Origin of the sequence: Algoriphagus aurantiacus (assembly GCF_035156405.1) — a bacterium.
Classification (GTDB): domain Bacteria; phylum Bacteroidota; class Bacteroidia; order Cytophagales; family Cyclobacteriaceae; genus Algoriphagus; species Algoriphagus aurantiacus.
Map to the genome: position 1 here is coordinate 190,541 of NZ_JAXRUT010000004.1, position 21,975 is coordinate 212,515.

Sequence of the window (21,975 nt, forward strand, 5' to 3'; positions counted from 1 at the left end):
AAAATGAAAACAGTGGAGTTTCAAAATTGAACCGTCCGTAGAAAGTTTAATCTTTTAGCTTTTCAATTTTAGATTCCCTAATCCTGAAAAGGTAAGCCAAGGTAAACTCCAAATTAGTCGAACTCATATCAAAAATACGTTCCTGCCCCTCAGGGTTAGTGAAATCATAAGAAAACCGTACTTCTCCGGCTAAAGTGCTTTTGCCAAAAAGTTTTGAGATTCCTGCCCCGGCTGTGAGTCCATACATGATTTTTCGTGGATTATCGTTTGCACCTCCGTAAGTAGGGATTTCTGAAGGAGTCATATCAGAAAATTCTCGTGTAATATCTTTGGCCTGAAGCATGTAGCCTAGATGTGGCCCTGCTTTGATCTGGAATCTTCCTGATTTTCCAATGAAAAAGCTGGAAAGAATAGGGATTTTTAAATAGTCAAATTGTGTTTCATTGGTTCGTATAGGTTCGAATTCTTCCTCAATTTGTGAAAACCCAATGCTAAGAAATTGCAGGTTGACTTCGATTCCGGCATTTTTGGAATTAAAGTGTTCAAATACCAATGCAAAAGTAGGGGTTCCAATGCCATCTACGGAGACACCTCTACTGCTTGGGGAAGGGCGGTAAGAATAGTTAGAAGTTACATAGCCACCACGGATTCCGACACTGGTCTGAGCCAATGCCACGAAAGATACTAAAATGAAAACGCCTGTCAGCAATACTCTATTCATGTTCAAAAGTAACCAATTATCGATTTTGATAAGATTTAATTAATGATGTTTAAGAACTTCTCAATAAGCTTAGGTAAAGTTGCATTAAAAAAAGCTCCACTGGGGAGCTCTTCAAATGAATGTTAAGTAAAAACTGATTTTAGGATTTCTTCTCCTTTTCATCAGGTTTCAAATCGTCCCTGTCCTTAAGTTTTTTATCCTCTACATTCTTATTGAGAAACTCGTTGATTTTATCAATAGAGAAGGAAGAGGAAATCTCACCAAAGGAGTTGATATTCATTTTGAAGCCATTCAAATCTTCATGCACCTTTGGGTCTTCGTTTTTCTTTTTCTTCTTAGTCATAGCTTGTGTTTTTAGCTTATTACTTCTAGAGTAGCTAACGCAAATCTGATACGTTTGGCCACTTCTTCAGTTCCTAAAATAGCAAAAATCTCCATCAAATCCGGCCCTGCGCCAACTCCCGTTACAGCAAGACGTACCGCCTGCATCACTTTTCCCAACTTAATTTCTTTGGCTTCAGCGGTTTCACCCAGCATAGCTTTTGCCTTTTCTGCGTCATATTCTCCGGTATATCCTTCCAACGTCTCTGCATAAGCAGTCAGTACAGTGACAGCATCCGCATTCCAGCGTTTACCCGCAATCCCTTCATCAAATTCAGCAGGAGCTATTACCACGAATTTACATTCCTGCCATAACTCCTCAGGAAAGGTTACGCGTTCTTTGGTCAAGGACACCATGGCTTCGGCTGTTTCTTGAATGATAGTTATTCCTTCTGCTGAAGCACTTTTGATCACATAGGGAGCTAATTCCGAATTCGTTTTTGCTTTCAAATATTGCTCATTGAACCATTTTGCCTTGGCAATGTCAAACTTGGTTCCTGACTTGCCGATTCTTTCTACCGAAAATGCTTCGATCAATTCTTCCAACGAAAAGATTTCACGATCATCTCCAGGATTCCAACCCAAGAATGCCAAGAAATTCAAGAATGCATCAGAGAAATAGCCTTGCTCACGGAAACCAGCCGCTGTCTCGCCAGTTTCTTTGTTTTCCCAATTCAAAGGGAAAACTGGAAACCCCAATTTATCTCCGTCTCGCTTGGAAAGTTTACCGTTACCGTCAGGCTTGAGAAGCAAAGGCAGGTGAGCAAACTCAGGCATGGTATCTTCCCAACCAAAGAACTTATATAGCAATACATGCAATGGAGCGGATGGAAGCCACTCTTCTCCACGGATCACATGAGTGATGTTCATCAGATGATCATCGACAATATTTGCCAAATGATAGGTAGGCATGCCGTCAGATTTCATTAATACCTTATCATCTAGAGTGGAGGAGTGAACCATCACCCAACCACGGATCATGTCATTTAGACGTACTTCTTCCTTTCTGGGAATTTTTACCCGGATTACATAGGGCTCACCTGAGGCTAATTTTGCTTTCACTTCAGCTTCCGGAAGCGTCAATGAGTTTTTCATCTGCGTTCTGGTAATGCTATTGTATTGAGGCTGGACTACTCGTGCAGCTGTCAATCGCTCACGCATGGCTTCCAGTTCCTCGGAAGTATCAAAAGCATAATATGCGTGTCCGGCTTCTACTAAGTCCAGGGCATATTGCATGTAACTGGGCTTGCGCTCCGACTGTCGGTAGGGACCGCAGTCACCCGGATTCCACGGACTTTCGTCAGGAGAAATCCCAAGCCAGGCCAAAGACTCTTGGATGTATTCCTCTGCACCCGGTACAAAACGTGCCTGATCTGTGTCTTCGATTCTCAAAAGGAATCTCCCGCCCATTTTGCGGGCAAAAAGATAATTGTAAAGCGCTGTACGTACACCGCCGATATGTAATTGCCCTGTGGGTGATGGGGCAAATCTTACGCGAACTTCTCTACTCATGGATTTCTTAGTCAAAACCCCCACAGCAAAGTTGAGGGCTTGTTTTGATTTTATGATCGGGGTGCAAAGATAGGGAATTGTGATGGATGCGGAGGGATTCTGCTAGCTTACTCAGTTAAAAAGTTAAAAGGAAATCCCTAAAATCTTTAATCCTTCCCCTCTACTCAGTTTTTTGCCTTCAACCCATAGTTATTCTTTCGCTAACCATCGTTAAAAAACGATTTGTTGCACAAGATATAAAGCCATTGGATTCGTTGTCAATTGATTCTGAACTCTTATCTCCTTCCCGTGTTTATTAGCAGGGAAAAGCGTCTAGAATTCAATCGTTAGAATTCATAATGCACTAACTTTACCCCACCAACCTACTATTAAAATCACAAGCTATTGGATCGTCAGGACTTTCTTTCCATTTACAAATCAGACCCCATTTTCCAGACCATCGCACATGAAATTTCAAGTGGCGATAAGCTCACACACCAAATTAAGGGGTTATCCGGCAGTTTGGATATGGTGCTATTTGCTGCTCTTTTCGAAACAAAGGGGGGCATTCACCTTATTATAGCCCAAGACAAGGAGGAGGCTGCTTATCTCAATTCTGATCTTCAGAATTTGATGAATACGGAATCCCATATGATCTTCCCGTCCAGTTTTAAACGTGCCTACCAATACGAAGAAATTGATAATGCCAATGTCTTGATGCGCTCGGAGATACTCAATCTAGTGCTGGAGGAGAAGGGGAAATCACGCATTATCATCACTTACCCAGAGGCAATTTATGAGCGTGTAATCAATAAGCGTTCCCTGCAGGAAAATACCTTTTCAGCGAGAGTAGGGGAACAAGTGGACATGGAATTTGTGTCTGAGATTTTGGCAAGCTACGATTTTGAGCGCACGGATTTTGTCTATGAGCCTGGGCAATTTGCTATTCGAGGTGGAATTTTGGATGTGTTTTCATTTTCCAATGAGCACCCTTACAGACTGGAGCTTTTTGGAAAAGAGATAGAAAGCATCCGGACCTTTGACCCGGAGGCGCAACTTTCCATTGCTAGCGTAGAGCAGATCGCGTTGATTCCAAATGTGCAAACCAAGCTACTTCAGGAAGTGAGGCAATCATTCTTGGGATTTTTGCCGGAGCAGACGATAGTTTGGATCAAGGACTATCAGCTGACGTTGGATGTGATGGACGAGTGTTTTCACAAGGCTTCTTTGGCTTTTGATCAAATCATCAAAAATACAAACAATACAAAAATTGTCCTCGGTCCAGAGGACTTGTTCGATAAAGGATCTGACTTTGCTTTGCTTTCCGCCAATTTCTCAAGAGTTGAATTTGGCAGGCAATTTTACCTTAAAAATGCCAAACAATCCACATGGGAATCTCAACCACAAGCTTCGTTCAACAAGAACTTTGACTTACTGGTCACTCAGCTTTCTGACAATGAAAAGAAGGGCTATGTAAACGTTCTGACAGCCGAAAATTCCAAGCAAATCGATAGACTGCTCGGCATTTTCAAGGAGTTGGATCCGACTTTGCATGTACAAAGTATGCTGCTTGGACTTCGGGAAGGTTTTGAAGACAGGCAATCAAAAATTGCTTGCTTCACAGACCATCAGCTTTTTGAGCGTTTTCATCGCTACAAGACCCGTGATAAAGCCAGTAAATCCAAAGCACTTACGATTAAGGAATTGAAAGCTCTTCATCCTGGTGATTACATTGTTCATGTGGACTATGGGGTTGGTCGTTTTGCGGGGCTTGAGAAAGTGGACGTGTCGGGCAAAATGCAGGAGGCTGTTCGATTGGTATTTAGAGATGATGATTTACTCTATGTGAACATCCACTCCTTACATAAAATTTCAAAGTTTTCCGGGCAGGAAGGCAGTGTTCCATCCATGTCCAAACTGGGGTCTCCTGACTGGGAAAACAAAAAATCCAGAGCAAAAAAGCAAGTTAAGGACATTGCAAAGGATTTGATTGCGCTTTATGCCAAGCGAAGATCTGCTTCAGGATTTGCCTTCCACTCAGATTCTGTGCTACAGATTGAACTGGAATCGTCATTCATCTATGAGGATACCCCTGATCAGGCTATCGCCACTCAGGATGTTAAAACTGATATGGAAAAGTCCTATCCAATGGATCGCTTGGTCTGTGGAGATGTGGGTTTTGGAAAGACTGAAGTAGCTATTCGAGCCGCTTTCAAAGCTGTAAATGACAGAAAACAAGTTGCCATATTGGTTCCGACGACCATTCTGGCCATGCAGCATTTTCAGACTTTCAGTGAGCGATTGGAAAATTTCCCGGTGAAAGTTGAATATATTAATCGTTTTCGCACCGCCAAAGAGATTAAGGAAATCATAGCTCAGGTGAAAACCGGAGAGATTGACATCCTCATAGGTACCCATAGGATTGTCAATAAGGACATTGTCTTCAGAGATTTGGGGCTTTTGGTAATTGATGAGGAGCAAAAGTTTGGTGTGAAAGTAAAGGATCAATTGAAAAATCTTCGTTTAAACGTAGATGTGCTGACTTTAACTGCCACGCCGATTCCGAGGACATTACATTTTTCCTTGATGGGAGCTAGAGATTTATCTGTGATCGCCACTCCTCCTCCTAATCGCCAGCCGGTGACTACTGAAGTCCAAACCTTCCAAGAAGAGGTGATTCGAGATGCCATTTCCTATGAGTTGAGAAGAGGCGGACAGGTTTTCTTTGTTCACAATCGTGTGGGAGAGATCGATTCTATTGCCAACTTGATAATGAAGCTTGTTCCAGATGCCAGAGTGGTCGGTGCTCACGGTCAGATGGATGGGAAAAAGCTTGAAAAAGTCATGGTAGAATTTATCCATCACGAGTATGATGTTCTGGTTTCTACCAACATCATTGAATCTGGACTGGACATTCCTAATGCAAATACAATTATCATCAACCGCGCACACATGTTTGGGATGAGTGATTTGCACCAGATGCGCGGTCGGGTGGGGCGAAGTAATAAGAAAGCCTTTTGCTACCTGCTCACTCAGCCCATGTCTGGACTGACAGCAGAAGCACGGAAGCGTATGCAAACATTGGAAGAATTCTCCGATTTGGGAGACGGATTCAAGGTGGCGATGAAGGACTTGGATATTCGAGGCGCAGGAAATCTTCTAGGTGCAGAGCAAAGTGGGTTCATCACTGATTTGGGTTTTGAGATGTATCACAAAATTCTGGATGAAGCTGTACAGGAATTGAAAGAAAATGAGTTTGCGGCTTTATTTGAAACGGACTTGGCTGAGAAAGTTAAGGTGCTGGTTCAGGATTGTACCATTGAAACTGATTTGGAACTCTTAATTCCAGAAGAGTACGTAGGGAATATCAGTGAAAGACTGGGGCTGTATTCTAAACTTGATGCGATCAAGAATGAGGAAGAGTTGGCTAAATTTTCTACAATGCTACTGGACAGATTTGGCCCATTGCCAGATTCTGTGGAAGATTTGATGGAGACTGTTCGCCTGAGATGGAAAGCTGAACAGCTTGGTGTTGAGAAGCTTGTATTGAAAGGCAACTTGATGAAGTGTCATCTACTTCCTTCTACACGTGATGATTACTATTCTTCAGATATTTTCCAAAAAATTATGCGATTTGCACAGATGAATAGTAAATTTTGCAAAATAAAGGAGTACAAGAATCGTTTGATTCTTACATTATCGAATGTTTCTACTATTTCCAAAGCACAGATTAAGCTTAAAGAGATGAATGAAGCATGATTTTGAAAAAAATTTAATGGCATAAAAATTGCAGATTTGCCTACCGATTTTGTTGATTTTCTGGGTTTTTGGCTGTTTTTTGTCAAAAGGTTTCCGAGGACTTCATCTTAAATCATTGGAAGTGCTTGACAATGCAATTATATTAGCACACTGAAAAGGACCTAAAACAATTAGAAATATGCGTCTGAGTAACAAATCTTGGGGAATGTGGGTAGCAGCTTTGGCGATAGTTGGAAGCTCTATCTTGACCTCTTGTAACAAAACTCCTGGGTACGGCAGAAGAACTGCTAATAAGCCTGGCAAGAAAAGTGCTACCACTGGAGCAGAATTCAGTTTTGATGAAAATGATTCTACTCAATTTTTTGTAGCCAAAAATGCCGAGCAAATCCCTGGGCCAAATTTGAAATTTATCCAAGGAGGAAGAGCTGTACTGGGTTCTCAAGAAGAGGATGTAATGGCATTCAGAGATAATCAGGAAAGAACTGTAACGCTTTCTAACTTCTATCTGGATGAAACAGAAGTGACTAACAACGATTATAGAGAATATCTTTTCGATATGAAGAAAAAAGTTAGTTCTGACTCACTTCTCAAACTTGAGCCTACCGACAACGTTTGGGCTGGCGGAGAAATGTCATTCAATGACATGTACCAGTCATACTATTTTAGATTCCCAGGTTTCAACTTCTACCCAGTAGCTGGTGTATCATGGGTTCAGGCAAATGCTTATTCTAAGTGGAGAACTGAATACGTTCAGGAAATTATCAGAGAAGATAGAGGAATTGATTCATCTTTCACTAAAAGTCAACTAATCGAAAGAGGGGTTGCCCTTGCTGATTATAGACTTCCTACAGAAGCTGAGTGGGAATATGCAGCCAAAGCAATGATAGGTACTCAATATCTCGATGAAAATCAGGAATATGGCCGAATCTATCCATGGGATGGAAGAGGAGTTAGAAATCCCTATAACGTAAAAAGAAAAGGTAAACAAGGTGACTTCCTTGCCAACTTCAAAAGAGGACGAGGTGATTACGGTGGGATCTCTGGTGGAGAAAGAAACGATGGTGACATCATTCCTACCAACGTGTATGATATGGCACCTAATGATTTTGGATTGTATCATATGGCTGGAAATATGAATGAATGGGTTCAAGATATTTACCGTCCACTTTCTTACCAGGATGTTGACGACCTTAACCCCGTGAGAAATTCTGGTATAGGTGACGAAGAAGATACATACATGACTTCAATGCTTACAGATGAGCTCAGAGTGTATAAGGGTGGGTCTTGGAGAGATGTAGCCTATTGGCTTGCTCCTGGTACAAGAAGATTTATGCACCAAGACTCTGCTACCAACCATATTGGTTTTAGATGTGCGATGATCTCCATTGGAGAAAAAGGCAATTAAAATTACATAGAGCATTTGGCCCCGTAGAAGAGAATTCTATGGGGCTTTTTTTTTGTCCAAGATGTCCGTATCATCTTGAAAAAATATATTCCGAGTCGGGTGATTATTAGTCGTCAATCAAACCGGTTAATTTTTAATCTGCTCTATATCAGTTGAATAATGTCAGTTTTTTGTAACTTAATAGTGCAACAAAACCCAAATGACATGGAAGCTATATCAAAAATTGAAACTTGGGCGGATCGCCATCATCCTAAATGGATTGATTTTCTCCGCATCCTATTAGGACTCTTTATCCTATACAAAGGCATTCTTTTCATTTCTAATACTAGCGCCTTAATGGAACTGATGAATAATAAGGATCTTCAGTTTTTTAATCTCGGTTTGGCACACTACGTTGCGTTTTCGCATTTGGTAGGAGGATTTCTTATTGCTATGGGGCTAGTGACAAGATTTGCAATACTCTTTCAAATTCCCATTCTCCTCGTCGCTGTATTCTTTGTCAATATCGACTCAGGATTTCTCTCAGTATCAAACAATCTAGAGTTCGAACTATCACTATTAGTTTTGATTTTGTTATTCGTTTTCTTGATTTATGGATCTGGCAAATTCTCTTTGGATAACTATATGAAAGAACATCCAACATGGTAAACATCAAGAGATGAGTTGGTTGCAAGATTTGACTATTCCAGTTCAAAAAAAAGAAGCAATTCTAAATCTGGTGCTGAGTAATTTCAGCACCATTTTTATTCTTCCGACCTTTATTCTACTCTCAGATTAGTTGACATTACACCGGCTTTTATTGCTAACGGCATGTCATTTTCCCTAGGGGGAATAGGACAGGCATAGCCTGTTGCATAGGCACAATATGGATTGTAAGCCTTATTGAAATCCAGTTCAATCGTATCTCCGGAAGGAATTCTCAAGTCCATATATCGTCCTCCACCATAGGTTTCGACCCCATTGGATTCATCAGTAAACGGCAAAAAAAGATAATCCTTGTATTTTTCCTGGGTTCTTAACTGATGACTTTGGTAGATGTTCAGTTGGTATTCCTTTCCATTCAAGGAAAACGTCGCAACTCCATATACATCATAGTCTTTAATTGAATTAGCGGTAGTCCTCATTTGAAATGGACTTTGTGGAGGAAGCTTTTCGAATTTGGCGATTACATGGTATTTTTCATCGATTGGGAAAAAGTTATGCCCTTTAAATGTTTTCCTTTCCTTATTAGATAAGGGGGATTCTTCTGGATTTTTATATTCTTCATTCAACTCATGTTGAAATGCCAGAATAGTCGCTTTGTAGGCATCCTGGGCATGCAGGGGTAGGGAAAGTCCTAATATAGTTAGTGATAAAATCAGAAATGCTTTCATGGGGAGTTAAGAATTGAGCATAAATAATGGAGCTCCCAAATTAGTTTTAGCAGGAACTTATCGGTGTATGATATTCAATTTGATATAAAATTATAATCTTTTCATTTTTAATGGTTAATCAAATCTCATTAAATTAAAATTCTGAATTTTTAACTTTTAATCTCAATAATCATGGAAATCAAAAATGGATTTTTGAAAATGAGTATAGCCGAATTTATTCCTTGGATTCAATCACAGCGAATCGCCCGAACAATTCTTACTGTGCAACAGCATCACACCTGGAGTCCAAACTACACGCATTTCAATGGAAGAAATCATTTCGAAAGGCAATTGGCAATGAAAAATCACCACGTAAGAAATAATGGATGGAGTGATATTGGTCAGCATTTTACCAGCTTTCCAGATGGCACAATTGTGACTGGAAGATCACTGGAATCTACCCCTGCATGTATTTTTGGCGCTAATCGCGATTCAATTTGTATAGAGCATTTAGGCAATTTTGATAAAGATGGAGATACAATGACGAATGAGCACCGGCTTGCCATTCTCCAAATGACGGCTGCATTATGTGATAAATTCAGGTTACCAGTAAATACATTCAGTATCATTTATCATCATTGGTTTGAGTTGAGTACCGGAATAAGAAATAATGGTATTGGGGGTAATAAATCTTGCCCTGGAACCACTTTTTTTGGCGGAAATAAGGTTGAGGACTGCATGACCAATTTTCTGCCGCTGGTTGCCCAGCAACTTCAAAGAACTTCCATTCCTGACAAACCAGTTGGAATTGAAAAGTATGTCGCGGTGACGGCTAATTTACTTAATGTGCGTACTGAACCGCGGGGATCCGCCTCCAAGGCCTCGGATAGAGAAGCTGCACAGTTGGGTGCAATATTGAGAGTTTATGAAGAATCAAATGAATGGCTTAAAATTTCAAATAGTCAATCGCATTGGGTATATGGAAGATATACCACCGATGTAAGAAGAGCCACCGTAAATGCCAACGTACTTAGAGTAAGAAGTGGTCCGGGTACTGAATATGCCATTGTAGATAACCTAATGAAGTCTGAGGAGGTATTTATTTCTGAAGAAAAAGATGGCTGGTGCAAAATGAGTTTAGAGGAAAAATGGCTAAGCAAAGACTTTTTAGACTTCAACTAATCACTAGATAATATACCTGGTATTCTTCCCGATTTTGCGCGTGAATTTCTCAGGTTGTGGAAAAGATATAGATACACTTCACGTTTGAATCCTGTCTTAATGGCTGCTAGGCGGGATTCTTATTTTGGAACAGTGTTGGTTCATTTACTAGTGCTTCCAAACCGAAGCTGCTTTCAGGTTTAGAAAGTAATTGCCAACTTAACCACTAGTATTATGAGTTTATTAAAAGATGTAAGAGTAGCTATTCTTGCTACGAATGGATTTGAAGAATCAGAACTTATAGAACCGAAACGTGTCCTTGAAAAAGAAGGAGCTGAAGTATTTATTATATCCCCACAGAATGATCATATCAAAGGCTGGAAGAATGGGAATTGGAGTGAAGAGATCAAAGTCGATGCACGGGTAGATCAAGTCAGCGCAAGTAATTTCGATGCTTTATTGCTTCCAGGCGGGGTAATCAATCCTGATCTTTTAAGAAGGGATCTTGCTTCGGTTTCTTTTGTCAAGAGCTTTTTCGAAGATCACAAGCCTGTAGCGGCGATCTGCCATGGACCTCAGTTGTTAATAGAAGCTGAAGTAACCAATGGTCGCACATTAACTTCTTTTGCATCCATAAGAAAGGATCTAGAAAATTCGGGTGCACATTGGGTAGACGAAGAGGTTGTCGTGGACAGTGGTTTGGTTACTTCCCGAAGCCCAAAAGACTTGCCTGCCTTCAATAAGAAAATGGTGGAGGAATTTCGAGAGGGAAAACACGCAGGACAAACTGCTTAAAAAATAAAAGCCCGATTCTATTACAGGATCGGGCTTTATTATGATACAGAAAAAGAGCAAATCCAGTTGAAGATTAAGAGGGAAAAGTTATTATTCCGGTTTAAACTCGTGCGATTTAAATCGCAATTCCGATAAATTCCGTTCTGAATTCAGATTCTTTAAGAACATGTAACTTCGTATTCCGTTAAATTTTTACTTCATTAATAGTTCAACTACCACTACATGAAAAAATTTTCTCTATTACTCACCTTAGGTTTGCTTTCATTTTTCAGCTTTTCTCAAGAAATCAAAGAGTCCACCTTCAAGTCTGAAATCCAAGAAGTAACGGTTTTTCTCTCTGGAGCCCAAATCTTCGAAACTTCAAGTGGACAGATTTCCGCAGGAGAGTCATTTGTTTTAGTTAAGGGACTTTCTCCCTATTTGGATGAAAAAAGTATTCAAGTAAAAGGCATGGGGGATTTTACCATTCAGGCAGTGAATAAGCGCATGGACTATCTCTCTGCACAAAAGGTAGGTGAAAAAGTTCAAGTACTTCAGGATTCTATTTTGGCTATCCAAAGAAACCAAAGTAAGGAATTCGCCAGATTGGAAGTATTAAAGGAAAAGGCCAGTCTGCTAAATGCCAACAAAAATATAGGAGGAACTCAGAATGGATCGAGCCTGACGGAATTGAAGCAGGCAATGGATTTTTATGACACGGAGCTGATGAAAATCAAAGCAGAAGAGTTAAAAATCCAAGCGAACATGCAAGAGGAGAATGATGAAATGAATAAGCTGAGCAATCAAATCGCTGCGATGCAAGCCTCTTCTAATGAATCTACCTCCGAAATCCGGATCCGGGTAAAAGCAGATCGTGCCGGTAGTGCCAATTTTGAAATTAACTACCTCGTCGCCAATTCGGGTTGGTATCCAAAATACGATGTAAGGGTGAAAAATGTGAGTTCTCCTCTTTCCTTGACATACAAAGCAGAAGTTTATCAGAATACAGGAGTGGACTGGAAGAATGTGAAACTGAGATTTTCCAATGGCAATCCAAATCAGGGAGGGCAAATCCCTGATCTAGAAAAATGGGAGCTTAATTTTGCGAGATTGACCACATTCAATCCCAGAACTCAGACTTTTGGATCTGTTTCTGGTAGAATTACCAGTGCTTCAGACGGCAGTCCCCTTCCAGGAGCAAATATCTTGGTAACCGGTACCACGATAGGGACTGTGTCTGATATGGAGGGAAATTACTCGCTGACTTTGCCTTCAGGCGCTAACCGACTAAGTGCTTATTTTATCGGCTATCAACCGAGGGATATTGCAATTAATTCATCAAAGGTAAATATTTCACTCCAGGAGGATACTCAGGCTCTAAATGAGGTGGTAGTTACCGGATATGCTCTTCAAGGAAAAGTCGCTGGAATGGAAGTGTCCGATAGTGAGAGAAGGATAAATGCTACTCCTATGAGGAGAGAAGTAGCGAACTCAATTGCCACAACGACAGTTGAAAATCAAACTACAGTAGAGATTGAAGTTGCCGAACCCTATTCGATCAAATCCAACGGTGAGAAAACTTTGGTAGATCTTAAAAACTATGAAGTGGATGCTTCATATAGCTACTCGGTTGTTCCTAAGCTCGACAATGATGCATTCTTGATTGCTGAAATTGCAGATTGGAGTCAATACAGTCTCTTGGAAGGAGAAAGTAACTTGTACTTTGAAGATGGGTTTGTAGGCAGATCAATATTGAACGGGTCATCCCTTCAAGATACCCTTCAGATTTCTATGGGTCGGGATAGAAGTATTGTAATCCAGCGGGAAAAAAATGATGAATTCTCTAAAAAGAGGGCAATTGGCTCAAATATTACAGAAAGTCGAGAGTACAAGATCACTGCGAAAAACAACAAATCTCAAGCTGTAACAATCAATGTGGAAGACCAAATCCCCGTCTCGGTAAATTCCGATATTACGGTAGAAACATTGGAACTTTCTGGAGGGAAACTATATCCGCAAACCGGAAAAGTAACTTGGACTATAACGCTTCAGCCCGGTGCTCAGCAAGAGCTCAAACTTCAGTATGAAGTAAAATATCCGAAGCGGGAAAAAGTGATTTTGGATTAAATTTCCACTGCGCTAGCTATAGTGAAAAAGGGTTGAACCAGCTTGATAAGTTTGCTCAACCCTTTTTATCCTTCGACATTAAATCATCTTATTGGTTCATTACCCAGTAGTTCAAGTAGCCAGATGGAGTTTCTAGTACTACTTTGAAGATTTCGGACTGTGTTCCATTAAGTGAAAAGGTCTTTTTTCTATCTGATAAATTGACTTCACCTACCAGCCAGTAGTTGTCCAAACCTCCAGTTTTGAAATTGTTGGTGGTAGAAACCCAAACTCTTCCTTTTTTACCTTGCGATAATGAGTTCCAATTCATATGAATCTTGCCATTTTTCAATTCAGCTTTGAGATCACTCGCGTCCACAGGCCCGATGAATGGTATTCCATCAAGCTCCATCGCAATCTTTTTAGGAATTTTCAACCCTAAGTGATATGCCATGGAAGGCAGGATATCTACCATTTCGGGAATTTGGCGGAAGTGTGTATTTGTCTCTTTAGCATTAGTTACAATCCAAATCCTTCGTTCACGCTCTGATTGCCCACCATGTCCAAAACCATCGTCTTCCCGGCCATGATCTGTGGTGATGACGATCAACCAATCTTCGCCATATTTATTTTGTCTGTATTGAATGGCATCCCAAACACGTCCTATTTGCACATCTGCTTTTTGTACCCCATCGATCATCTGAGGGCTATTGCCATAGTCGTGCCCCATATCATCTGAATATTCCAGATACATCCAAGAAAGATCAGGAGCCTCATCATAAATATAGCTTGCAGCCTCTTTGGACACTGCTTCATCAATCTTATGGATGTATAGCCGATCCTCTCCATGTGGAAAATTTAGGCTGTCCAGCTCCATTCCATCAAAATAGTAGTCAAAAGTAAAATTTCCTGTTTCTGGTAAATTGGCACCTACCAACTTGGTTCTATTATCCAACCAGGTAGAGAAAATAGCTGTTTTCTTAGTTGGGTCAGCTTCTTTCAGTAGGCGGAAAATCGTCCAGTAGTTGTAATTCGGGGCCTCAATCTCGTTGCCCCAGACATTGTGTTTATTAGCCCATACGCCTGTCAACAGAGAATTATATCCCACAGCCGAAATAGTAGGTGTCTCCGAATATCCTCCTAATTCACCCCCCATACTAGCTTCAGTAAACCCACCAATCGCACTGATCTTATCAATATTGGGAGTGGCTACGGTATCCAGCACATCTGCAGGAATTCCATCCAGAATCACGAACACTACTTTTTTGGCATTTTGCTGAGCAAAACTCTGAGAAAGGAATAGCACCATTGAAGCTGCCAGTATTATTTTTTTCATTAGTTTTTATTTTTGAAAGGTACCAAAGTTACTAGTTGGTATAAAAATGTGGCTTGGCTTACTCAAGCCAAGCCACAGGATAAGTAAGACTAGTGATGTATCAATTCCAACCGAAGATCTGCTTCAGATTAGGGTTCAGTGTCACTTGTTGAATAGGGACAGGGCGGTAGTAATATTTGGGTTCCTCAAAAGTCCTGTCTTTTGTTTCAGTTACCATCATTCCACCGGCTTCACCATTTTCCAAGAACACATCTACGTTCTCATCAATGGTTCCTGCTTTGTAGTAAATCAATGCTACTCCAAGGCTGTTTTTCTCTTTTTCATCTCCTACAGGAATGTTGGAGTCCTTGCTCACCAAGATCACGTCTTCTATGCCATCTCCTGTCAAATCATATTTGCCTAGACCTGCGAAGTACATTCCCTGAGGAATATTCTCGAATAATTTACCTGCATGCCATCTCATTAGATCATCGTATCGATAGCCTTCCACCGCAAGTTCTATTCTTCTCTCTCTTCTGATTTCCAAAAGAACTCCGAGATTTGAGCCGGCTACGTTAGAATATTTCTGGACAAGAAATGGATCAGGGGACATATTGGCATCCGTCATACTCAAATCAGGCATCCCTGCTCTTTTCCTCAGCACATTTACAGTTATATCAAGATCTCCTTGGGTTAACTCGTTCAACTCTACTTTGGCTTCTGCATAAGTCAGGAGAACTTCTGCATAACGGTAGACAGGAAAGTCTGCACTTGCAACTGCAATATTATCAATAGTGTTTTGATACCCTTTGAGCTGATGATATCCAGTGAAGTTTTTATTAAGAGACTGAATATATGGAACTGTATTAGGCTCACGAACCCAACCTGGATAAACCAAGGTCTGCTTCATTCTAGGATCTCTATTTTGAAATTCCTCCACAAAACCTAATTGCATATGATTAGGAATGGAGGAATAATAAGAGCCATCCTTCATCAGATAACTCATCACCAAATCTCTGGAAGGTGATTGCTCATAGTCACCAAAAACTCCTGTGTTTACATTGGAACCTCTGTCTTTATTGGAATCATATGGATTAACCAAAATCACTTCTGAATTGCTCATTAAATCCTGGCTGGTGAAAAGTGTGGAATAATCTGTTTCTGGATTCCCGGAGGAATAGATAGAAAACATTCCGGAGCCCATGATATCCGCTGCCAGGTCTCGTGCCTTTTCTAAGTATTCAGCTGCTGAACTTTCTAATCCTAATTCACTATGATATTTTCTATAGGTTCCTTCATACAAAGCCAGGCGAGAATAGAAGGCTTTGACTGCCCATACCCCGGGAGTTCCAGAAGGAACATCTTCTCTTACATTGCTCACCGCAAACTCCAAGTCTTCTATCACTTTTGTCATCACCATTTCCCTGGAATCGCGGCCTTTATAAAGCTGCTCTTCGTCACTTGGATCAATCGTTTTTTCATACCAAGGCACATCAGAATATCTTTTTACCATTCCGAAGTAAAACATGGCTCTGTAGTACCTTGCTAAGCCAACATAATGGGCAATAGCTTCGTCTGAGGCTGCCGCTTTCTCATAGTTATCCAGGAAATAATTGATGTTTCTCAAAGTTCCCCAATTCCAACCACCGGTAAGTGTTTGAGAACTTGGTGATCCAGTCACTATATTTTTGATTTCAATGGCACCGGTTGTTGCCATATTATCACTGCTTTGATCAGCTTGGTAGCTGCCTGGTCCAGGCATGGTAAGCAGGCCATTTACATAGAGTTCAAGATCTTCTTCAGACTTGAAGAACTCTTCGGGTGCCACAGAAGTTTGCGGATACCTATCTAGAAAATCATCATTGCAGGAAGATAAAGCCAATACTGCACTTAGTAGGACGATATATTTTTTCATGTGTATATAATTATTTTTATTGGTCACATGGAATCTCGTTTGATAGATAATCATCCCACTGTGTGACGTTATCGTCATGCTCGATTTCATGATCTTATTCATTTCTTAATTATAAATCGATATTAAGTCCAAAAGAGAATTTTCTCTGGAACGGGTAAGCCCATCCGTAGCCATCATTGATAGCCTCAGGATCTACAAAGTTCTTAATTGGAGAAAATTCAAAAATATTCTCACCAGACACGAAAAATCTGATTCTGCTGACATTCAGTTTTTCCAGTACTGGTGCAGGGACGCTGTAGCCCAACGTGATATTCTTAACCCGTAAATAAGCTGCATTTTGTAGGTATTTAGTCTGAGAAATATCCAGACCTGCACCATAGTTGTTGTCAGCCAGCCAGGATTGAAGAACAGGGAATTCTGAATCAAGATTTTGCTCTGCCAATCCAGCGTCTAAATAAGACTGAGAATGCTGCGCCATGAGTGCTTCGCTGTCTGCTGCGCCTCTATAAAAGTCTAGGTTCCAAGGGTAGATATTTGCATAAGGCTGCTGATAAGGTCCCCAGTATAGATAGTGTCTAGGATAATAGTCCCTTTTCCCAACTCCCTGAAGGAAAATGGACAGGTCAAAACCACTGTAGCTCATATCGAGGTTAAACCCATAGCGATATCTAGCAGTTGTATTACCTATCAACGTCAGATCTTTTGGATCAGCTTCAGTTTGCCCTCGTTCTATTTTACCATCTCCATTGAGATCTTTATACTTCGGCCAGCCTGGTACTACAGCTATTGCGCCCCAAGGGACAATTGCCGATTGGTCCAATTGAGCGATTTGATCCTCATTTTCCATAACACCATCATTTACCAATCCCCAAATCTCTCCGATCTCTTGACCCACTCTGTAATTAGAAAAAAGTTGATTTTCGTTTTGGAAGCTGGTGATGTATGATCTGGAATCAGAAAGGATTGCTTTTATACCAAACTCTAAAGGCTTGGATGCGCTACCAACTTGGTCTCTATATCCCAATGAAAGCTCAAAACCTTTGGTTCTAAGATCAGCCGCATTTTGTTTTGGAGGACTTGTGCCAAGTACTGCAGGTAGCTCCACCGGGTCAGTTAGCATTCCCTTCGTATCCCTGATGAAATAATCAAAAGTACCGGTCACTCGATCACCCAGCATACCAAAGTCTAAACCTACGTTGTTTGTAATTACTTTTTCCCAAGTGTAATTAGTGGGATCTACTGCCAGAGAAGGCGACGAAGTGATTACCGTCTGTCTGTTACCACCAATCAAATAGCTGGAAAGTCCTGTAGGTAAAGTCTGGATGTAGCCAAAATTGGATACATTTTGATTTCCGAGACTACCGTATGAAGCTCTTAATTTAAACGTGGAGACTACATTGGTTAAGCCTGAGAAAAATTCCTCATCCATCACCAACCAAGAGCCGGATACAGATGGGAAGAAGCCCCAGCGATTGTCACTTGGGAATCTTGAGGAACCATCATAACGACCATTTACTTCAAGGATATATCGGTTTTTGAAAGAGTAATTGATTCTTCCAAAACCACTTCGCAAAGCATAAGTACTATAAGAAGGAGTTACAAAAGCATCTCCAGTAGTCAAACCTATGTAGGGAAGAGAAGAAGAAATCAATACTCTTCTTTCTGCCTGGATGGTGGAGTATTCGTAGTTCTCTTGATTGTAACCAGCCAAAAGGTCGAATCTATGATCTCCTAAGGTTTTCGAATACTTACCAAAAATATCAAATATGGTATTTATCAACGTGCCATTTCTTTCTGTCACAGAGCCTGCCCCTCCTTCGGTTCTGACATCTTCCGGACCATAACCTATGTTGTATTTTCTCTGATCCCAGTGATATTTCCATTGCTCTCTTTTGAAGCTACCACGACCAGTGAAAGTCAGGTCATTATCCAGAAACGAAGCAGTTGCTTGTATGATGTCCTGAAAACCAATCATGTCTTCCTGGTTTCTGCCTCCATCCACTAGTCTAGCTGCCATTCTACCAGCGCCCGTATTTGCCCATGTTCCATCTGGATTTTTAGCTACATCAGTTGGCTGTAAGTAGTAAATATCGGTAATGTTAGTATTAGGATCGGCGCGCTTGGTTTGGTAGATGTTCAAGTTGTTGTCTACAGTCAGCCACGGCAATGGTTTTACATTGATCTTCGCCCTTAATGAGTATCGATCCCAATAATCTGGAGCCAGTTTATTCAGCCCATTTTCTTTGGTATAATCCCCAGAAACATAATACCCAATTGGCGTTTTTCCACCACTATTGCCACTGATTGCGAGACTTTGGTTTGTAGAAAAACTGGATGAATTGAAAAAGTAATCATTCCAGTTTTTGTTGCCCATATAATCCCACAGATTAGGATTGGTAGGATCTAGTCGAGTATCTTCTACAGATGGATCTTCAGAGCGTTCTTTGGCCCATTGATAGTGTGCATCTGAATAATTCACATAATCCCACGGAGTATTGTTAGTGGACGTTTCCAAAACTCTTGAATAAATGTATGGATCGGTCACTGGAGTAGGAAGCACAGATGGCTTGCCCCAAGCAAAATAGCTATTGTAGGAAATTATTTGTTTTCCTTCAGCACCACTTTTAGTAGTAATCAAAATCACACCAAAAGCAGCCCTTGCACCATAAATGGCTGCAGAAGCAGCATCTCTTAATACTGAGTAAGACTCAATATCCGATGGGCTCAGTCGTAATAAATCACTCTCGTTGCCTGGAATACCATCAATCACAATTAAAGGACCACCACCGTTGATTGAGGTAAACCCACGGATATTGATAGTAGGTACTGTACCCGGTTTACCGCCCTGATAGGTGATGTTGAGTCCGGGGCTCATTCCCTGGAGACCTTGAACCACATTAGCAATAGGACGGTTGGCGATATCCTCACCTGCCAATTGATCCACTGCTCCGGTTACATTCACCTTCTTCTGTGTTCCATAACCTACGACCACGACTTGCTCTAGGAGTGTGTCTTCTTCTTTCATCTCCACATCTATCACAGTCATTCCTGCCAAAGGCCTCTCGATTGATTCGTAGCCGATAAATGAGAAAACTAAGACAGCGTCCTCTGATAAGGTGTCGATGGTGTAGGAACCATCAAGGTCCGTAATGACACCTTGTTGTGTTCCCTTGATCAAAACAGATACTCCAGGCATGCCTAGACCAGACCTATCGGTCACTTTTCCGGTCACTTCCCCTTGGGCAAATGACTTAAAACAGATAGCAAAAACCATCAAGGCAATAAGCCCTGCTCCTTTGCTCAACCTGCTCCTAAATGTTGATGTGCGTATTGTTTCTTCCATAAAAGATTGAATTGAATAAGGTTTCTTAACAAATAATTTGCGCTCAAAGGCAAATGAAAGTAGAAAATTTTATTGAACATTCATTCAATATTAAATATTGTTTTCATAAAACCAAAGGAATTATATTTTTTATAACCTTTAATTAATGATTGATTAACAATGAAACCTAAAGCTTCACAGTAAAGCAATGGGGAATTAACAACGTGAAAAAAAGTAACAGGGGAAGTCGGAATACCCAATAAAAAGCACCTATAGCTGAAGTAAAAAAGCTGTCCTGATCAGGACAGCTTTTTGAAAAAAAATTGGGTGATGTATCAGGTAAGTGGGAAATATTCATTTTCTACTCTCCCATCAGGGTGAAGTTTAAGAATCGCATATCCAGGAGGGGTCTCCAAATAATATTGCTTACCCGCAGAATGCTCATCTCCATCACCCCACCAAAAACCACTTAAGGCTCCATTGCAGAAATAATGCACGTCGTTGTACCAGGTACGATCCAATAAATGTTGATGTCCACTTAGGCATACACGTACCTTGTCTTTGTGTTTATAGAAAAGAGTCTTTAATTCTTTATGGTCACTGTGTTGGCCGCCAACTAGATCGTTTGTGATGGAAGTAATCGGGAAATGTGACATAATAAGCGTAGGTGTGCCAGCCGCTAAGACGTCCAGATCATCTTCTAACCACTTCATCTGCTCATCACCTAGACTAATATCTTTATGGTTTCCATCTAGAATTATAAAATGCCAGTGATTTTCATCGAAACTATAGTAAGGAGCCGGCATTTTAAGGCGATTTACTACATAGTCTTTTCCATACATCTCATCTTCCTTGGAGGGAGCATCCCACCAGGGGTCATGATTCCCTATGCAGCTATAGACTTTTGCATCCTGAAGCCCAGCTCTGAATTGATCCCATACTTCCCATTGCGCTAACATACGCCCGCGAGTCACGCCATCGTATGATGCATCATGAATACTATCTCCCCCATTTAAGTAGAAATCAGGATGGTGATTTTTTACCAATTTAACCCAGTCTTTGGCGCGGTCCGGGATATTTTCTTCTGGCCTAATATGCACATCTGTGAGGTGAGCGACTGTCAATACATCAGATTTGTAAGGGGTTTGTAGTGAAGGATTTGAAGCTGCTATGGATGATGTAGCTCCTATAGCCAGCGTGGAACTAGTTGCCAAAAATTTTCTTCTATTCATTTATGTGCTTTATTTGGAGTAAGAATGAGTTAGGAGTGCACAGTTTTTAATTACAGACTATCCCTAATTGAAATAGTATTTTGCAATCGATAATTAAATCATAAATTGAACGCTCATTCAATATTATATATTGATTTTCTTATTTCCAACCAATTTTGCAGCTGGTCTAAGCTATTTAATCTTCTTTTAACACCTTGGTAACATGACAAATAGAATTTCTGATGAAAGAAAAAAAGAAATCATTGAGGGTTTTTATAGGCTATCGGTAGAGCATGGATTGGAGAACACTTCCATTGCAAAAATCGGAAAACATTTAGGCATGCCACCTAGCCTTATTATGCATTATTTCCCTACAAGGGAAATTTTGATTTCCAATCTCATCTCATACATCCTGAAGCAATATCTCCTGATTTACCAACCGGTGATCAAAGAAATGGAAACTCAAAATCATGCAGATCCACAGACCTTCGTAGATCGCCTATTTTCTCGAGATTGGAACTTGCTTTTTGACGACGGAGTATTCTACAGTTGTTATAGCCTGATTTTCAGAAATGATCGTATCAGAAAGGAGTATCGATTACTCCATGACAAATTGCGTGAGTCATTGAAAGGGATTTTAGACCGGGATGAAAATTTGCTGGGAAAAGACACGGGATTACTTTCCGAGCAAATTTTTGTAGTAGTTGAAGGAGCGTATTATTACCTGTCAATGATTGATGACGAGGAAGTCTACAACCGGAAATTAGAAGCCTACAAGAGTCAGGTTTATGATTTGCTTCGAAAGTACGAAGTCCCCCATTTATAAAGCGCCATAAGGGCAATTCCTGCCCATACTCCGTTTACAGCTAGATTTGCAGGGTCTGAGAAATGGAGTGCATTGATGACTAGACATATCGCCCCGATTAAGTTAAACAGGTGATACCTCGGCTGCTCTTGTTTCCAGATGCCACGGGCTAGAAGAAAATAGGAAAGAATAAAGAAGAATGCGCCTAACCAGCCGATTATTTGGAATATCATGGCGTAAAGATATTTTTTATACTC

General features: G+C 40.7%; 16 protein-coding genes. 7 read left to right on the forward strand and 9 right to left on the reverse strand.

Annotated features, from left to right (window positions below; translation table 11 throughout):
- Positions 1 to 46 precede the first annotated feature (46 nt).
- The 3 genes from SYJ56_RS06010 to gltX form a co-directional block, all read right to left on the reverse strand.
- Positions 47 to 721: an outer membrane beta-barrel protein gene (locus SYJ56_RS06010; RefSeq protein WP_323832734.1), complete on the reverse strand. Its 675-nt coding sequence runs from the start codon at positions 719 to 721 to the stop codon at positions 47 to 49.
- Between the two features lie 139 nt (positions 722 to 860).
- Complete coding sequence (locus SYJ56_RS06015) at positions 861 to 1,064, reverse strand: hypothetical protein (RefSeq protein ID WP_323832735.1); 204 nt, start codon at positions 1,062 to 1,064, stop codon at positions 861 to 863.
- 11 nt (positions 1,065 to 1,075) lie between these two features.
- The gene (gltX, locus tag SYJ56_RS06020) at positions 1,076 to 2,614 is read right to left on the reverse strand and encodes a glutamate--tRNA ligase (protein ID WP_323832736.1); all 1,539 of its coding nucleotides are present in this window, start codon (positions 2,612 to 2,614) and stop codon (positions 1,076 to 1,078) included.
- 384 nt (positions 2,615 to 2,998) lie between these two features.
- On the opposite strand from gltX, the gene mfd reads away from it, so the two are divergent.
- The 3 genes from mfd (at position 2,999) to SYJ56_RS06035 (ending at position 8,405) form a co-directional block, all read left to right on the forward strand.
- Positions 2,999 to 6,352, forward strand: a complete 3,354-nt coding sequence (gene mfd / locus SYJ56_RS06025) for a transcription-repair coupling factor (protein ID WP_323832737.1) — start codon at positions 2,999 to 3,001, stop codon at positions 6,350 to 6,352.
- Between the two features lie 178 nt (positions 6,353 to 6,530).
- Positions 6,531 to 7,757 carry a gliding motility lipoprotein GldJ gene (gene gldJ, locus SYJ56_RS06030; RefSeq protein ID WP_323832738.1) on the forward strand — a complete coding sequence of 409 codons (1,227 nt, stop codon included), beginning with the start codon at positions 6,531 to 6,533 and terminating at the stop codon, positions 7,755 to 7,757.
- 204 nt (positions 7,758 to 7,961) lie between these two features.
- The gene (locus tag SYJ56_RS06035) at positions 7,962 to 8,405 is read left to right on the forward strand and encodes a DoxX family protein (protein ID WP_323832739.1); all 444 of its coding nucleotides are present in this window, start codon (positions 7,962 to 7,964) and stop codon (positions 8,403 to 8,405) included.
- 110 nt (positions 8,406 to 8,515) lie between these two features.
- On the opposite strand, the gene SYJ56_RS06040 is transcribed toward SYJ56_RS06035, so the two are convergent.
- A complete protein-coding gene (locus tag SYJ56_RS06040; protein WP_323832740.1) occupies positions 8,516 to 9,130 on the reverse strand; it encodes a DUF1684 domain-containing protein in 615 nt (204 codons plus the stop codon).
- A gap of 171 nt (positions 9,131 to 9,301) precedes the next feature.
- Here SYJ56_RS06040 and SYJ56_RS06045 point away from each other — a divergent pair, with 171 nt between their 5' ends.
- The 3 genes from SYJ56_RS06045 (at position 9,302) to SYJ56_RS06055 (ending at position 13,171) form a co-directional block, all read left to right on the forward strand.
- Positions 9,302 to 10,291, forward strand: coding sequence for an N-acetylmuramoyl-L-alanine amidase (locus SYJ56_RS06045; protein WP_323832741.1), 990 nt, complete (start codon positions 9,302 to 9,304; stop codon positions 10,289 to 10,291).
- A 213-nt stretch (positions 10,292 to 10,504) separates the two neighbouring features.
- Positions 10,505 to 11,065, forward strand: coding sequence for a type 1 glutamine amidotransferase domain-containing protein (locus tag SYJ56_RS06050; protein WP_323832742.1), 561 nt, complete (start codon positions 10,505 to 10,507; stop codon positions 11,063 to 11,065).
- A gap of 222 nt (positions 11,066 to 11,287) precedes the next feature.
- Positions 11,288 to 13,171: a DUF4139 domain-containing protein gene (locus SYJ56_RS06055; protein WP_323832743.1), complete on the forward strand. Its 1,884-nt coding sequence runs from the start codon at positions 11,288 to 11,290 to the stop codon at positions 13,169 to 13,171.
- A gap of 88 nt (positions 13,172 to 13,259) precedes the next feature.
- On the opposite strand, the gene SYJ56_RS06060 is transcribed toward SYJ56_RS06055, so the two are convergent.
- The 4 genes from SYJ56_RS06060 to SYJ56_RS06075 form a co-directional block, all read right to left on the reverse strand.
- Positions 13,260 to 14,486 (reverse strand): alkaline phosphatase family protein, encoded by a 1,227-nt coding sequence (locus tag SYJ56_RS06060; RefSeq protein ID WP_323832744.1) that lies wholly within the window; start codon positions 14,484 to 14,486, stop codon positions 13,260 to 13,262.
- A gap of 100 nt (positions 14,487 to 14,586) precedes the next feature.
- Complete coding sequence (locus SYJ56_RS06065) at positions 14,587 to 16,380, reverse strand: RagB/SusD family nutrient uptake outer membrane protein (RefSeq protein WP_323832745.1); 1,794 nt, start codon at positions 16,378 to 16,380, stop codon at positions 14,587 to 14,589.
- Positions 16,381 to 16,489: 109 nt separating this feature from the next.
- On the reverse strand, positions 16,490 to 19,723 hold the full coding sequence (locus SYJ56_RS06070; RefSeq protein ID WP_323832746.1) for a SusC/RagA family TonB-linked outer membrane protein: 3,234 nt from the start codon (positions 19,721 to 19,723) through the stop codon (positions 16,490 to 16,492).
- Between the two features lie 314 nt (positions 19,724 to 20,037).
- Positions 20,038 to 20,934 carry a metallophosphoesterase family protein gene (locus SYJ56_RS06075; RefSeq protein ID WP_323832747.1) on the reverse strand — a complete coding sequence of 299 codons (897 nt, stop codon included), beginning with the start codon at positions 20,932 to 20,934 and terminating at the stop codon, positions 20,038 to 20,040.
- A 202-nt stretch (positions 20,935 to 21,136) separates the two neighbouring features.
- Between SYJ56_RS06075 and SYJ56_RS06080 the strand changes: the two genes are divergently transcribed.
- On the forward strand, positions 21,137 to 21,739 hold the full coding sequence (locus SYJ56_RS06080; RefSeq protein ID WP_323832748.1) for a TetR family transcriptional regulator: 603 nt from the start codon (positions 21,137 to 21,139) through the stop codon (positions 21,737 to 21,739).
- Here the strand turns inward: SYJ56_RS06080 and SYJ56_RS25920 are convergent.
- Positions 21,700 to 21,951 carry a CBU_0592 family membrane protein gene (locus SYJ56_RS25920; protein WP_416377787.1) on the reverse strand — a complete coding sequence of 84 codons (252 nt, stop codon included), beginning with the start codon at positions 21,949 to 21,951 and terminating at the stop codon, positions 21,700 to 21,702. The two genes, SYJ56_RS06080 and SYJ56_RS25920, sit on opposite strands and share 40 nt — an antisense overlap.
- Positions 21,952 to 21,975 lie beyond the last annotated feature (24 nt).

What these genes read in the sequence shown, in the direction of transcription:
- SYJ56_RS06010 (WP_323832734.1), bottom strand. Translation starts at nt 721, where the DNA reads ATGAATAGAGTATTGCTGACAGGCGTTTTCATTTTAGTATCTTTCGTG.
- SYJ56_RS06015 (WP_323832735.1), bottom strand. Translation starts at nt 1,064, where the DNA reads ATGACTAAGAAGAAAAAGAAAAACGAAGACCCAAAGGTGCATGAAGAT.
- gltX (WP_323832736.1), bottom strand. Translation starts at nt 2,614, where the DNA reads ATGAGTAGAGAAGTTCGCGTAAGATTTGCCCCATCACCCACAGGGCAA.
- gldJ (WP_323832738.1), top strand. Translation starts at nt 6,531, where the DNA reads ATGCGTCTGAGTAACAAATCTTGGGGAATGTGGGTAGCAGCTTTGGCG.
- SYJ56_RS06035 (WP_323832739.1), top strand. Translation starts at nt 7,962, where the DNA reads ATGGAAGCTATATCAAAAATTGAAACTTGGGCGGATCGCCATCATCCT.
- SYJ56_RS06040 (WP_323832740.1), bottom strand. Translation starts at nt 9,130, where the DNA reads ATGAAAGCATTTCTGATTTTATCACTAACTATATTAGGACTTTCCCTA.
- SYJ56_RS06045 (WP_323832741.1), top strand. Translation starts at nt 9,302, where the DNA reads ATGGAAATCAAAAATGGATTTTTGAAAATGAGTATAGCCGAATTTATT.
- SYJ56_RS06050 (WP_323832742.1), top strand. Translation starts at nt 10,505, where the DNA reads ATGAGTTTATTAAAAGATGTAAGAGTAGCTATTCTTGCTACGAATGGA.
- SYJ56_RS06055 (WP_323832743.1), top strand. Translation starts at nt 11,288, where the DNA reads ATGAAAAAATTTTCTCTATTACTCACCTTAGGTTTGCTTTCATTTTTC.
- SYJ56_RS06060 (WP_323832744.1), bottom strand. Translation starts at nt 14,486, where the DNA reads ATGAAAAAAATAATACTGGCAGCTTCAATGGTGCTATTCCTTTCTCAG.
- SYJ56_RS06065 (WP_323832745.1), bottom strand. Translation starts at nt 16,380, where the DNA reads ATGAAAAAATATATCGTCCTACTAAGTGCAGTATTGGCTTTATCTTCC.
- SYJ56_RS06070 (WP_323832746.1), bottom strand. Translation starts at nt 19,723, where the DNA reads ATGGAAGAAACAATACGCACATCAACATTTAGGAGCAGGTTGAGCAAA.
- SYJ56_RS06075 (WP_323832747.1), bottom strand. Translation starts at nt 20,934, where the DNA reads ATGAATAGAAGAAAATTTTTGGCAACTAGTTCCACGCTGGCTATAGGA.
- SYJ56_RS06080 (WP_323832748.1), top strand. Translation starts at nt 21,137, where the DNA reads ATGACAAATAGAATTTCTGATGAAAGAAAAAAAGAAATCATTGAGGGT.
- SYJ56_RS25920 (WP_416377787.1), bottom strand. Translation starts at nt 21,951, where the DNA reads ATGATATTCCAAATAATCGGCTGGTTAGGCGCATTCTTCTTTATTCTT.